This is a genomic window from Runella sp. MFBS21, from assembly GCF_029433105.1.
GTDB lineage: Bacteria > Bacteroidota > Bacteroidia > Cytophagales > Spirosomataceae > Runella.
This window is the reverse complement of the sequence record NZ_JARNTW010000041.1, coordinates 1-14,448: the sequence shown is the minus strand read 5'-3', so window position 1 is coordinate 14,448 and position 14,448 is coordinate 1. Positions and strand designations below refer to the sequence as shown.

Annotated in this window: 10 protein-coding genes; 6 read left to right on the top strand and 4 right to left on the bottom strand. The window is 43.4% G+C overall.

Going from position 1 to position 14,448, the window contains the following annotated elements; genetic code table 11:
• Positions 1-365: 365 nt before the first annotated feature.
• Positions 366-1,064 (bottom strand): hypothetical protein, encoded by a 699-nt coding sequence (locus P1X15_RS32000; protein ID WP_277342180.1) that lies wholly within the window; start codon positions 1,062-1,064, stop codon positions 366-368.
• Between the two features lie 322 nt (positions 1,065-1,386).
• Entirely contained in the window at positions 1,387-1,824 is a 438-nt protein-coding gene (locus tag P1X15_RS31995) for a hypothetical protein (protein WP_277342179.1), read from the bottom strand.
• A gap of 255 nt (positions 1,825-2,079) precedes the next feature.
• Between P1X15_RS31995 and P1X15_RS31990 the strand changes: the two genes are divergently transcribed.
• The 6 genes from P1X15_RS31990 (at position 2,080) to P1X15_RS31965 (ending at position 11,905) form a co-directional block, all read left to right on the top strand.
• Positions 2,080-5,430, top strand: coding sequence for a SusC/RagA family TonB-linked outer membrane protein (locus P1X15_RS31990; protein ID WP_277342178.1), 3,351 nt, complete (start codon positions 2,080-2,082; stop codon positions 5,428-5,430).
• A 27-nt stretch (positions 5,431-5,457) separates the two neighbouring features.
• Positions 5,458-6,924: a RagB/SusD family nutrient uptake outer membrane protein gene (locus tag P1X15_RS31985; protein ID WP_277342177.1), complete on the top strand. Its 1,467-nt coding sequence runs from the start codon at positions 5,458-5,460 to the stop codon at positions 6,922-6,924.
• Between the two features lie 91 nt (positions 6,925-7,015).
• Positions 7,016-8,677 carry a sialidase family protein gene (locus P1X15_RS31980; RefSeq protein ID WP_277342176.1) on the top strand — a complete coding sequence of 554 codons (1,662 nt, stop codon included), beginning with the start codon at positions 7,016-7,018 and terminating at the stop codon, positions 8,675-8,677.
• Entirely contained in the window at positions 8,674-9,774 is a 1,101-nt protein-coding gene (locus P1X15_RS31975) for a sialidase family protein (protein ID WP_277342175.1), read from the top strand. The genes P1X15_RS31980 and P1X15_RS31975 overlap by 4 nt, the downstream gene beginning before the upstream one ends.
• Positions 9,775-9,872: 98 nt before the next feature.
• Positions 9,873-10,805, top strand: a complete 933-nt coding sequence (locus P1X15_RS31970; RefSeq protein ID WP_277342174.1) for a dihydrodipicolinate synthase family protein — start codon at positions 9,873-9,875, stop codon at positions 10,803-10,805.
• Positions 10,806-10,816: 11 nt separating this feature from the next.
• Positions 10,817-11,905, top strand: coding sequence for a kelch repeat-containing protein (locus tag P1X15_RS31965; protein WP_277342173.1), 1,089 nt, complete (start codon positions 10,817-10,819; stop codon positions 11,903-11,905).
• An 11-nt stretch (positions 11,906-11,916) separates the two neighbouring features.
• Here the strand turns inward: P1X15_RS31965 and P1X15_RS31960 are convergent, their stop codons facing one another.
• Both P1X15_RS31960 and P1X15_RS31955 read right to left on the bottom strand, forming a co-directional pair.
• Entirely contained in the window at positions 11,917-13,296 is a 1,380-nt protein-coding gene (locus P1X15_RS31960) for an ATP-binding protein (RefSeq protein WP_277342172.1), read from the bottom strand.
• Between the two features lie 30 nt (positions 13,297-13,326).
• The gene (locus P1X15_RS31955) at positions 13,327-14,025 is read right to left on the bottom strand and encodes a response regulator transcription factor (protein WP_277342171.1); all 699 of its coding nucleotides are present in this window, start codon (positions 14,023-14,025) and stop codon (positions 13,327-13,329) included.
• Positions 14,026-14,448 lie beyond the last annotated feature (423 nt).

Genomic DNA, 14,448 nt, shown 5'->3' with positions numbered 1-14,448 from the left:
AATTGGGGGTTGGCCATGTCGCAATTGTACATTAAATTTGGCGATAGATTACAAGCTGACAGAGAAAATTACCTCGGAGGCTGAAAAGGCAAAACTAAAATCCTGACACAGTTCAGCGTACACTCCCGAATACCCTCTTTCTAAATTCCAAAACTGAGATTTGGTAGGATCATATTTTTGTTCAAAATCTTCTTCTCCGTTATCTACTTTATGGGCAGACGCCTATTTTTGTAAACTAGATTTCATACTGAGCAATTCTTCTTATTCTTTGATGATAATAGTATGAATATGCCTCGTATATTGGATGGAATCGCATTAGTTTATGATAGTTGTTCAAAAAGCATTTTGGATGAGTTTTGTAAGCATTATTCGATAGATGATTCTTTTTCAAAAATGTGTAAAGTACCTACTTGGTCTAAAACATAGATTTTATCATCCGCAACTTGAAGGTCTTTTAGCAATCCTTTTCGGTCGGGGACTTCGGTGTACCATAGTAGTTGAAGCGTATCATAATCCAGTACCCCAATGTGAGTGGTGGTCATCATGGTGGTGTTGGCAGTGAAAAACAACTTATTATTGTGGTATTGCCATAAACCTACTTTCAGATTGGGGGCCAACATACTTTCTACGGTGATATTACGAAGTACTTGACCCGTAGTGGCATCTATTTCGATAAGCGTACTTGGTGACGGAACAGCACTAATGCTACTTTTAAAACTCAACAATGTTTGTTTTTCTTCGATGTACTTGACGTGGGCATCCGAGAGCCTTAGCCCTTCACCCAACACCTGCATGATACGCCCTGAAGTGACATCCAGACAAAGTAGAGAATGACGATTGTTTTTATAATCATTGACCAACACCCAAAGATTGTCTTGCACAGCCGCTAGCACGGTTCTTATTTCACCATATTCACTCAAATCTACCTCCCATTCGTATTTGCCAGTGAGGAGGGAGAGAGATTTGAGGGTGATCCAAACTTCATTTATGATTAGATTATTATTGCTTAATAGCTTAATTCCAAAAGAAATATTTTCTTGTATTAACTTTTTTTCTTTTGACAATAAATCTAAAATAACAAGATTTCTCTTTCCTTCAACTTTTTCTAACGCAACAAATTCGTTATTCGACTTTTGAAATTGTAGAGACACTTTACCTAAACTATAAGTAATTTTTGATCTTAAATCAATGATTGAATTTGTGTAATCATCTTTATTGCTATATAGAAAATACTCATTTGAGAAAAAATAACCACAGAGAGAAGTTATTGTATGTATTTTTATTTCATCTAAAAACAATTCCTCTTGCTTCGTATTGTAACAAAACATTTTATTGTTAGTTGATATACAACTAATATCGGTTTTAACTTCTTTTAATTTGAACATTTTATTTGACTTTGATAAAGTTATAAAACAAGCTATTTGTACTTGAAACTATATCTTCGAATTTACCTTGGTAGGTATTTTTATCATCTTCATCAGGATTCGTTGGAATATCGCTCCATAAATTCCCCCTCAGCGCTGTATTGCTCCAAATAGCATTAAAAACTTGTAAACCTTGTGGTGTAAGTCCAGGATTTGGACCGTTGTCGTACATCATGAGCTTAAACTTCTCTTTTATTTGACTTTCGGTTACTTTTTTCTTGGCATCGAACCAATATTCAAGTTGGTTCATAGAAGTAACACGTAGGATTAGAGACAGCATAGCTGCAAATTGATAAGGTCCTCTACTACGCATTCCTTCGGGGCCTAACACTACATAAAATCCATTTCGCCCTGCATAATTTTGTACAAAATAAGTAACATCTATTAGATATTGATGCATTAAACTATAAGTTGATGATGTTCCTAAGCAGGTATTGCGAGGTACACAACGATTTTAGTGACATCACCTATTCTTTAGGATCTAACTTCAACGGCTACCCTTCATTCCCTCCCCCCCCTCACACCTCACAATCATAGTTTTTGTACTTTTTTCTTAAAAATTATTTGGAAATAAAGTAAAAGCTAGTTTACATTTGCAATTATGTAGTACATAACTACTATACCAATTATAACTCGACTAAACACCTTTCCAAAAATGAAACTAAACTACTTGTTTGGGTTATGGGCTTGCTGTTGCCTATGGATTACGGCACCACTCTTTGCCCAAGTAGCCAACATTACCGTCAAAGGGACGGTCAAGTCGGCAGATACCGGCGAAAACTTACCTGGCGTGAGCATTGCCCTCCGTGGTACTACCACCGGAACTACGACCGATGTCAACGGCGCTTTTAGCCTTAGTGTACCTCGCAATGGTCGCCTTGTTTTTTCCTACGTTGGATTTGAAGCCCAAGAAATCCCCGTCAACGACCGCAGTATCATTGACGTAAAGCTCTCGGGAGATGTAAAAGCGCTGGGGGAAGTAGTGGTAGTAGGCTATACCCAACAATCAAGAGCTAAAACTTCGGCGGCGGTCTCGAAACTCAATCCCGACGAACTCAAAAACACCACCAACCCCAACCCCGTTCAAGCCATGCAAGGCAAAATAGCGGGGGTTTCGGTGCCTATCTCGTCGGGACAACCGGGCGCGGGTGCCACCAACATCATCATCAGAGGTGGTACCAAACTCAACGTATATGGCTCAGGGCTGGGCAATAGCGGCGGCAATGCCGTGGGCGCTTCCGACGGTAGCAGTCCGTTGGTAATCGTAGATGGTGTGTTCAGGTCATTGAACGACATCAACCCCGACAATATCGAGTCGTTTCAAGTCATGAAAGACGCTGCCGCCACTGCTATTTATGGTGCACGTGGGGCCAATGGGGTGATCGTTATCAAAACCAAAGGCGGCAAATTCAACTCTCGCCCCAATGTCACTATCAATCACCGCACTACTTGGGAAACCATGTCGCGCGATTATAAATACCTCAGTGCCAGCGAGTATCTTACTTTGGCACGTACAACGGTCAAAAACACCTTTGACCCACTCGACAAAAACAACTTGTTGAACAACGGTGGATTTTCGGCAGGTACGCGCGTTTATACCGCCAAAGGGCAATACGGCACCAACATCAACTTAACGGCACTTTACGACAATATCGTGGCCGTAGAAGGCCAAGACTACGTCAACAATCTATTGGCAAAAGGCTGGAAAACCATGGATGACCCCATCAATCCCGGCACGAAACTTCTCTATGCCGACAACAATTACCAAGATTTGCTTTGGAATACGGGCGTGACCCAAAACCATAACGCCTCAATCGACGGTGGAAGCGAAAAAGCCAATTACAACGTATCGTTTGGCTACACCGACCAAGCGGGAACTTTTGTGGGTACAAATTACAAAAGATACGATGCCTTAGGAAACTTTGGCTTCAAAGTGACGGACCGTTTTAGACTCGACGCCATGCTCAATTATCAGAATGTATTGCCCAACTACGTCGAAGCTTTTCAAAACGACCTTACCCGCGCCACGCGCATTACGCCTTTAATTCGCTTGTTTAAAGACGATGGCAACCCCATGCCGGGCGAAAACTACTCCACCCGTAACCGCTTTCATACCCTCCAATACGACGACCTGAGGGTATCTACGGAGCGGATTGTTTCGCGCGTGGCGGGAGATTGGGAGCTCATCAAAGGGCTACATTTTAAGCCTTCGTTTTCGTACCTGATTCAGGATTATCGCTATATGTTTATGCGCAAAGGCACCCCTGCATCGGAGATTCAGCCACCTACCCAACGCCAGAAAAACGAAAATATCGACAATTCTCGTCAGCTCATGATTGATCAAATCTTACAGTATGACTTTAGCTTGAAAGATATGCATAACTTTACTCTTTTGGCAGGTTTTAACTTCACAAGGTCTACCAACAATGTTATCAATATTGGCTCCCAACGGGCAACCAACGATTATATTTACACCATCAACGAACCTACCACTACGGTCATCAATGGCGTAGTAAATACCAATGTCACCGACTTCCGTACTACGCTAGGAGAATCGCGCTCGGCTAGTTATTTTGGACAATTTATTTACGATTACAATAGCAAATACCTCCTCAGTGGCGCACTTCGCTATGATGGGTTTTCCAACTTTGCTCCCCAAAACAAGTATGCTTTGTTTCCTTCTGCGTCGGTCGGCTGGAATATCCACAAAGAAAACTTCTGGAGCTTCACCCCTGTCAGTATGCTCAAATTACGGGCAAGCTGGGGACAAGCCGGTTCGAGCGATTTGAGCATCACCGATACTTACGGCGGCTATTCGGCCCAAACCTACGCCCTGGGTTCGGGGATTTTGCGGAGCAATCTCTCTAATCCTAACCTCAGATGGGAATCGACCGAAACCACCGATTTGGCTCTTGATGCAGGCTTGTTTAACGACCGCGTAACGCTGACCGTTGATTTTTACAACAAAATGACCAAAAACCGACTTGCTTCTAAACCCCTTCCTTCAGAAGCACCTTTCCCGTCGATTGTTTACAACAACGGAACTTTAAGAAACCGAGGCGTAGAAGTCGAAATCGGGGCTACTATTTTGAAAAAAGGTGACTTCTCGTGGCGTACTAATTTTTCTTTTGCTCTCAACCGCACCACCGTCATCAAACTGCCCGACAATGGCCGCCTCAAAAATCGCCAAGGTGGAGACCGTGTGTATGACCCTGCTACTCAGCAAGAAATCGACGCAGGTGGCTTGGCCGAAGGCGAACGCCCCTATGGTTTGTACGCGTATCAAGTGTTGGGGGTATTTGCCACCGAAGAAGAAGCCAATGCTTGGAATGCCACGAAGAAAGACAACCTTGCTTCACCCTCGGGAATTGCCACTAAAAAACACGCGGGAGATTTCATTTTTGCCGATATTAACAACGACGGCGTGATTGACACCAAAGACCAAGTATTCATGGGCTACCGTAACCCCGATAAAATCGGCGGAATGCAAAATATGCTCTCTTACAAATCTTTATCTCTCAAAATTGCGGTCGATTATGCCCTCGGCCACATCATTAGCAACGGCGCGTTGGCGCGTTCGTTGGGTCAAGGTCGGGCGTTCAATGAAGGTGCTCCTATGCAGGCGATTGGCCCTGATATTTGGCAAAAATCCGGTGACGTAGGCAAAACATACGCTCGTTTTTCGTTTGCTGATTTTGATTTTGGTCAACGTAACTACTTGCGCTCAGCCACGCTCGGCAACAACAACAGCTACGCATCTGATGTATCAACCATGATTGAGAAAGGCGACTTTTTGGCTTTCCGCGAGGTGTCGCTCAGTTATGAGCTTCCACGGATTTGGCTTCAAAAAATCCACCTCCAAAGCGTCAATGTATTTGCTAGTGTTTTTAATCTTGGCTACCTGACCAAGTACAAAGGTATCAACCCCGAAACTTATACGGGTTTTGACGCCATAGGTTATCCGCGCCCAAGACAATTCTCGCTGGGCACTACCATAAGATTCTAGCCAATCAAAAAACTTGACTTTAGAAAAATGAAAAAGACAATCCTATACATCGTTCCCTTCTTGATAGCGGCGTCGAGCCTCACAAGCTGCGATAGCCTGCTGAATGTCAAGCCCCAATCGAGCATTACCGAAGAAGTATATTTCCAGAACGAAGGTGACTTTGAACCTTATCTGACGGGTATTTATACCTTTATGCGTACCTTTTCCAACAACGTCACCTATGGCATGGAAAGAGGCGAAGAATTGGTAGCCGCCTCCAACTCCCGTTTTGGAGTAGCTTGGTCACAAAATATCACCGCTACTTCGGGAGCCGTCAATTACAACGATTGGTACCGCGCTATTGGGCATTGTAATTTACTTTTGCTGAAAATCGAAAGTTTTCCTTTTGCCAATAATCCCGACCTCAAAAAGAGGATTTTGGCCGAAACTTATGCCTTAAGAGCCTATTTTTATTTTCACTTGACCCGTATTATTGGTGATACTCCTCTAATGCTCCAAGCCGTGGTAGACGAAAATGTACCCTTGCTACCCCGTGCCTCATCAGCCGATGTGATGAAACAAATCCAAGCTGATTTGGATTTAGCGATTCAATCCTACAAGAGTATCAGTGGATTTTCGCCCACGTCTTACCCAAGCAAGTATCGTTTTTCTTACGGAGCAGTGCAAGCGCTCAAAGCAGAGGCCAAGCTTTGGAGCGGAAAAGTGCTCGGCGGCGGCGCGCAGGATTTCAACGATGCGATTGCGGCAATCACAGAAGTAGAGGCTACGGGCGTATCGCTCAATGCGGACTTCAAAAACGTAACGGGGCTTCGGGCTACTTCCAATCCCGAAATCATTCTTTCGGCCTTTTTTAATCGTGACGAAACAGGCGGTAATTATGGCGTCAATGCGCTACCTTTTTTGGCTATCATCCAAGGAGCTCTCAACCTCGACAGCATTCCTTTTACCCAAACTGCGGCCACGGGTCAAGGTGCTTACCAGATTAGTACACAATCAAGGGCTTTGTTTGCTGCCAATCCCAAAGACAAGCGCATCCCCTTTACGTGGATTGTAGAAAGACAAAGTACAGGGCCAAAAGTGGCTTGGATTACGAAATATTCGGGCACCAAATACACCGACGACCGCGTTTCTGACAATGAAATCATCATTTTCCGTTTGGCCGATTTATTGCTCATGAAAGCTGAAGCCTATGCCGCTTTAGGAAATACAGCCCAAGCACTCACCAACCTTAACAAAGTAAAAGCGCGGGCTGGTCTTAGCGAATACAATGGTACTGGCAAAGCACTCGAAAAAGAGATTTTGGACGAACGAGGACGCGAATTGTTTTTTGAAAACAAACGTTGGTACGACCTTGTCAGATTTCACAAAGGCGGCACTATTGATGTTTATACACTTGTGCCTAACTTAGTAGGTAAAAAAACACCCCTGTTTTGGCCTCTCAATACCACTGTTTTAGGAAACAATAATTTATTGAAACAAACAGAAGGGTATTAGTGCCGTTATCAGAAAGTTGGGCTTATTATTAAGTGTAATTAACTGTGCGTAAACACTTATTTACTGTCATCCATCATTTTTTTTGATTTTTATGAGAATTTCATTTTTGTCAATTTTTATCCACACCATTTTAGGATGGCAGCTAGCAAATAAGACCGCTTTTGCGCAAAGTATCACGGCTACCGAAAAGCAGTTTGTAACACCCGTACTTAAAGGCAAATCCGACAATCCCGTCATTCGTCTTCAAGTATGGGTTTCACCCTCTCAATCTTCGGTATCGGTATCAAGTTTTGATTTTAATACTACTGGAACTACTTCCCTGAAAGACCTCAAAAATATCAAGTTGTACTTTACGGATACCGATTCCTCTTTCAAAGCTGACCCCGCCAAGCTTGTTGCCCAAAAGGAGATTACAAAAGGTACATTTTCACTTTCGACCGCTCAAACATTAGGACCTGGCAACCATTATTTTTGGCTTGCATTAGAGCTTAGTGAAAAAGCTGATTTAAAGCATTTTGTGGATATTAATTGCAGCCATATCACCGTCAATCAACAAAACATTAGACCCAAAACTTCACCCCTTCCTACTAAACAACGTATCGGTATAGCAGTACGTCAGCATGGCGATGATAACGTCCATACCTTTCGTATTCCGGGGCTTGTAACTACCCATCAAGGCACCCTCTTGGCCGTGTATGATGCTCGACGTAATAGCTCCCGCGACTTACAAGGTGACATTGACATCGGGCTCAGTCGTAGCACCGACGGTGGCAAAACGTGGGAACCAATGCGCATCGCAATGGATATGGGTACTTGGGGAGGATTACCCAAAAAATTCAACGGCGTATCGGATGCGTGTATTTTGGTCGATAAAAGCTCCAACACTATTTACTTGGCTGGTTTGTGGATGTATGGAGTCATCAATGACCAAGGAAAATGGCTCGAAGGGCTCAACGAAAATAGCAAAGAGTGGAATCATCAATGGCGTACCAAAGGCTCTCAGCCCGGCTTTGATGTAAAGCAAACGTCCCAATTTTTGATTGTAAAAAGTACCGACGACGGCAAAACCTGGAGCGAACCCGTCAATATTACCAAAATGTGCAAAAAAGAAGCTTGGTGGCTCTGGGCACCTGCACCGGGGCATGGCATCACGCTTGAAGATGGCACGCTGGTTTTTCCTACCCAAGGACGCGACCACACAGGCGAGGCTTTTTCTAACATCACTTACAGCCAAGACGGCGGTAAAACGTGGCAAACTAGCCCCAAAGCCAGCATCGAAAGCACCACCGAAAATATGGCCGCTCAGCTTTCTGATGGTAGTATCATGCTCAATATGAGAGCCAACAAAAACCGTAACGATACCTCTGCTCGCAATGGTAGGGAAGTAGCCACTACCCGCGATTTGGGAAACACTTGGACTCGTCATCCTTCTTCCGATGGCGCATTGCCCGAACCTACCTGCATGGGTTCGCTACACCGACATGATTTTGTACAAAACAAAAAGAAAAAGAGTATTTTGCTTTTCTCAAATCCTAATTCAAAAGTGGATCGCACCCATATTACGCTCAAAACCAGCTTGGATGACGGACTGACGTGGCCGTCGGATAAGTGGCTTTTGCTAGACGAATTGAAAGGACGCGGCTATTCTTGTTTGACTTCACTCAACGAAAACACCATTGGTATTATCTATGAAAGTAGTCAAGCCGATTTGGTATTTCAACAAATTGACCTCTCCGAAATATTAAAAAAATGATGAAACATCGCTTATTCTCGCTTGTACTATTCGCATCTTGTGCCACTTCTTGGGCGCAAAAATCAGGGGCAAATCTTCCGATTTTGGATGTCTCAACCGAAAAAAATCGCCAAATCGTGATTGCTCAAGGTACCGACGACATTTACCAAGGGCATCCCACCACTGTCTTAATGCCCGACGGCCAAACCATCTATGCCGCTTGGTCTTACAATCACGGCGGTAAAGCAGGGCCGTTGGCCAAAAGTACCGACGGTGGCAAACAATGGCAGATGATTCCGACCCCAGCTGATTGGGAAACTACCTTCAACTGTCCCAGTATTTATTTGCTCAAAGACCCTGCGGGAAAAGAACGGCTCATGGTTTTTGCGGCTCGTCCTGCTATGTCGCAAACGTGGAGCGAAGACGGCGGCAAAACTTGGACGCCCGTCAGAAGTTTGGGGAAACCTTGCATCATGGCCTTTTCGAGCATCATCAAACTCAACAACGGTGATTACCTAGGACTCTATCATCGCGGCCCTGACGACAAAGACAAAGCTCCTCTCAAAATTTGGCAATCTATCTCCAAAGATGGTGGTGTCACTTGGGGCGAGTCTGTGATGGTATGCGAAATGGAAGGCCGCTCTCCTTGTGAGCCTGCGGTATTTCGCTCTCCCAATGGCAAAGAACTCCTCTGCATCATGCGAGAAAATCAACGCAAAAACAACTCCCTCATGATGGTCTCTACCGATGAAGGGCAAACATGGTCGGCACCTACCGAAACCCCTTGGGGGCTCACCGGCGACCGCCACATGATACGCTACACCTCCGACGGACGAATCGTTTCGGTATTTAGGGACATGGCTCCCAACAGCCCCACCAAAGGGCATTTTGTGGCTTGGGTAGGTACTTACAACGACATCAAAAATGGTCTTTCGGGACAGTATCGCGTCAAACTTCTTCACAGTTTTGCCGGACCGGACTGCGGCTATCCCGGTTTGGAATTGCTACCTGACGGTACTTTTGTAGCTACTACTTATATCAAATACCAACCTGGCAGCAAAAAACATTCGGTAGTGGCGGTTCGGTTTAAGGTAGAGGAATTTGACAAAATGTTTTGACCCCACCCTCTTTAATACATTGATTACCAAACCAAAAATCAATCATTGGTTCAAAATTAAAAGATAATAATTAACTGTGCCTAGCACTCAATATATTTATGACAACACAGCACTTCGATGGCCTCATTGCCGCTCTTTTTACTCCCCTTCATCCCGACGGGAGTGTCCATTATGAATTGATTCCTGATTTAGTACAACACTTGATAGACAGCGGCGTCAAAGGTATTTTTGTGTGTGGTAGCAACGGCGAAGGCCCTAATCTTACCCTTGAAGAACGGATGCAAATTTTGGAAGTGGTGATTAAATCCGCCAAAGGTCAATTGTACATCATTAGCCACGTAGGACACGCCAGCATTGCCGAAGCGCAGAAATTAGCCCATCACGCCGAGCAAGTAGGTGCTCATGCTATTTCATCGGTAGCCGCCTTTTATTTTAAACCTACCTCGGTACAAAATCTAGCCGATTGTATGACGGCCATTGCCTCTGCCGCACCTAGCTTACCTTTTTATTATTATCACATTCCTATGCTAACAGGCATTTCGATTGATACTGTGGCATTTATGGAGTTGGCCGAAAAACAAATCCCCAATTTTGCAGGTGTCAAATACACGGCTTTTACTATTTGGGAGTATCAGTCGTGCCTCAATTACAAACAAAAAAAATACGATGTACTCTACGGTTTTGATGAAAACTATCTTTCGGCGCTGGCTGTAGGAGCCAAAGGAGCGATTGGGAGCACCTTCAATTTTGCCGCACCCTTATACCTCAAAGTACGTCAATATTTTGAAAATGGCCAGCTCGACAAAGCCCAAGAATTGATGCTTTTGTTGGTAGAAATGGTCAGAATCTTTATTAAATATCCCCCTATTCCTGCCCAAAAAGCCATCATGAAAATGATAGGTTTTGATTTAGGACCTTGTCGTTTGCCGCTTCAGGCTTTGTCTGATGAAGACTCGCATCAACTGTTTGAACAACTATCTTCTATTCAGTTTTTTGAGCACCTGAACCTCACCGTTGCAGCACAGAAATAAACCTTATCTGCATGATTCGCCCATTTCTATTTTTCATATTGAGTATTGTGAGCATCAAAACCATGAGTCAATCTTCGTCCCGCGCTTTTGAGTGGGAATACCTCCCCCCTTTGCCCGACGCCGTAGGTTTTGCGGGTGCTTACAGTGGTGTCAGCAACGACGCACTTATCGTTGCGGGGGGAGCCAATTTCCCCAAAAATGCGGGACCATGGGGTAGTGCTCCCAAAACTTGGTATGATGATATTTATGTATTAGAATCTCCTACAAGCACTTGGAAAAAAGCGGGCAAGCTCCCTCAAGCGATGGGATACGGGCTATCCATCACCACCCCAAACGGGATATTTTGCGTAGGGGGTGCCAATGCCACACAGCATTTCAAGGAGGCTTTTTATATAGAATGGAAGCACGGCCAACTACACCTTACTCCTTTACCCCCGCTCCCCGCTCCGCTTGCTTATACTTCTGGTGCACTCATTGACGCCAAAGTATATGTAGCAGGGGGCACACACGCGCCTTCGGATACGATTACGACTCAGCAATTTTGGGAATTTGACCTTCAAAAAAAACAATGGAACGCCCTGCCTTCCCTTCCTAATCATGGCCGCATGCTTGCCGTTGCAGGTGCTCAAAAAGGAACGTTTTTTTTGTTTAGTGGGGTCAAATTAAGCAACAATCCCGCCACTTCACAACCTACCCGCACTTACTTAAATGACGCATGGAGTTTTGAGCCGAAGTCTCAACAATGGAAATCGCTTGCATCCTTGCCCCATGCTGTAGCGGCAGCGCCTTCACCCGCCTTTTTAGGCCAAAATTCCGAATTAATGATTTTTGGGGGAGACGATGGTGTCAATGCTCATCGCGTACTCGAACTCAAAGAAAAGCATCCGGGATTTAGAAAAGAAGTACTTGCTTACCACACCCATACCAACACATGGCGCATCGTAGATAGCATCCCGTCTGCTGATTCAAATCCAAAAAGCGAAGCGGCTGTTACTACTCCATTAGTAATATGGCATCATAAGGTGGTGATTCCAACGGGCGAAATTAGCCCCGGCATTCGCTCTCCTCAAATCAAAGTAGGCATTCCTTTACCAAAATAGCTCTATACAGCTTAGAGTTCGTAATTCCCAATCGGCAGATTTATCTGTACAGTAGTACCACTACTGAGAATCGATGACACCAGAATCTCTCCTTCGTGCATGCGTATAATGTTTTTGGTAAGAGGCAAACCTATCCCATACCCTTCGTAATTTTTGGTGTTGGATGCCCTAAAAAAAGGTACATAAATATACTTAAGCTCGTTTTCGGGAATACCGATACCTGCATCTTTTACCACGATAAAAACCTTTTTATCGGACGCCCCAATCGACACATTGACCGTCTGATAATCAGAGTATTTACAAGCATTGCTGATGATATTGCTCAAGGCCAAATGAAGAAGTTGCTCATTGCCTTTTACTTTTAGTTTAGAGGGATTTTCGGGCAGCAGGCTCATATCTATCCGAATCGAGCTTTTGGGGTTTATTTTTTCCACAGTTTCTTTCACATCCCACAACAACTGGTCAACCCTCACTTTGTCAAATTTTTGGATTTTACCGTCAAAGCCCGTCTGCGCCAAAAACAACAGCGCTTGGGTTTTCTTTTCCAATTTTTCGGCTTCTACCAATATAATCCTGATGGTTTCGATATATTCTTCGGGTTTTCGGACTTTGGCCAAGGCCACATCTGCTTCTCCGATAATCGCCGTCAAAGGCGTTCGCAATTCGTGAGAAGCATTACTGATAAAATTGTTTTGAGTCTCAAAAGAAGTCTCGATACGATTGAGCATGTCATTGAAAGTCATTGCTAAATCATTGAGTTCGTCGTGTGTATTGGCAAAATCGAGGCGCAAATGCAGATTTTCGGAACTAATTTGCTTGACCCGTTCGGTGATTTTGGTGAGAGGGTTAAAAACGTATTTTGAAAAATAGACTGAAATAAAAAGTGAAAATAAAAAGGCCGTTGCTATTGCCAAAAACAAGGTTTTACGCAAATACACAAAATGATGAAGCTCGAAATAATTTTCGGCCGAAGCCACTACAATATACTCTCCTTTGGGGCTATTGTACTTGATACCTACATAAAAAAGGCCATTGTCGCTGTATTCGGTTTTGCCTTCTTTTCGAATCGTCTCAAAAAAAGTAATAGGAAGTTTAAGGGTTTTAGCTTCCTCTTCAAAAGTTTTAGCGGGAGTCAACGGAAAAAAGTAATCATGCTCCTGCGGAAGCTTATCAAAAAACTCATTGTGCAGCGCATTGATTTCGGTTACTTCGGTGTCAAAACCCCGATGCAGCTCTACGCGCGCCGTCGTAAAAGCTCTGATTTCTAACAGCTTATAAAAGTCTTTGTAGGAATAATTGGCCACCGAAAAATACACAAACCCACTGAATATCATCACAATCACCAAAAAAGCACTCAGTAGCAGTAAGCTAGTTTTAGTTTGGGTTTTCATCAATACTCACTTTTCTTATCATTTGTTATTTCAATGCTCTTTCAAGACATAGCCCATACCTATCACTGTATGAATCAGCTTACTTTCAGGAACAAAATCCACTTTTTTTCGGAGATAATTTACATAGACATCCACCACATTGGTACCCAAATCAAAGTTGACGCCCCATACTTCTTCCAGAATATCAATCCTTGATACTACTTTGCTTTTATTTTTCATAAAAAACAAAAGCAGGCGATACTCGGTAGTTGTAAGCGAAATTATCCTATCAGCTCGCGATACGGTTTTGGTATAATCGTTGAGTTCCAAATCACTCACTCTAAAAATAAAATCCCCCTGCGGGTCAGGCTGTTGTGCACTAACGTGCTCAGTACGCCGTAACAGGGTTTTGATACGTGCTACCAACTCAATAAATTTAAAAGGCTTGACTAGATAATCGTCCGCCCCTGTTTCTAATCCCAGCACAATATTTTCGGAAGTACCTAGGGCCGTTAAAAATAAAATAGGAACGGAAGTGTTTACTTTCCGAATCTCTTTACACACTTCCAGCCCATTCATTTCGGGCAGCATAATATCCAAAATCACCAAATCAAAAGAGCGGTCGTTGAAAATCTGCACTCCAGTTTTACCGTCAAATACCACACTTACTTCAAAACCTTCTTCGGTCAGTCCTTTTTTAATAAACGAGACCACATGTACCTCATCTTCTACCAACAATATTTTTTTCATGGAATAGCAATACAAATTGATTTCTACAAACGCTTTCAAAAATTGAAAACACAACTTTTCACCGAAATGTTGACTTAATTTCGAAGAAAAACCAAAACTATACATTTCAATTCCTTAAAAAAAACCTGTACTCACAATTGTAAGTACAGGTTATGAATCATTTGTTCTAATAATCTAAACTAAATTCGCAACAAAACCTCAAACTACCCCTAACCTCTTCAAACCTCATGCCGCATCGGCAGTTCATCTGACTTTAGGCTAGGGTTAGAATATAAGACTTATTGTATCAATTAATTTAGTACACTGTTTTAAAAGTTTTTATGTATATTAGTTTTTGAAAAACTATCAATAACTGATGCAGAGACAACACATTACTTTGAGTGAACCGGATCGGGATTATCTGCAAGCTCAACTCAGCAAAGG